The sequence below is a fragment of the Streptococcus suis genome, from assembly GCF_002960445.1.
GTDB classification, from domain to species: Bacteria; Bacillota; Bacilli; order Lactobacillales; family Streptococcaceae; genus Streptococcus; species Streptococcus hyiners.
Genome location: NZ_POJD01000025.1, coordinates 1 through 313, shown reverse-complemented (window position 1 = coordinate 313; position 313 = coordinate 1). Strand labels below are relative to the sequence as shown.

Annotated in this window: 1 pseudogene; it reads left to right on the top strand. The window is 37.1% G+C overall.

Annotation, left to right across the window (positions count from 1 at the left end):
• Nucleotides 1-84: pseudogene (locus C1G53_RS00110) on the top strand (translation factor (SUA5)); the annotation flags it as partial.
• Between the last annotated feature and the right edge of the window lie 229 nt (nucleotides 85-313).

Genomic DNA, 313 nt, shown 5'->3' with positions numbered 1-313 from the left:
AAGGGTCTGGACATTGATAAAATCATGATGCACTTGTCTGACCATTTCAACTCTTGGGACTACAGACAAGGGGAATATTACTAAGATATCGTCATTTAGTTTATCTTTTATTACGTCGTTAACTCACCTTGCCTAACTCCAGTTATGCCTGCGGCTCGTTGCCTAGTACTAAAAGTAAACTAAAAGACTATTATTGAGATCGATCCGAAAGGGTCGTTTTTTCGTACTCACATAAAAAACTGACCGAAAATTTTTCAGTCAGTTTCTTATGTTTATTCAATTACCAACATGCCTTCTTTAACGGCAAATGGGT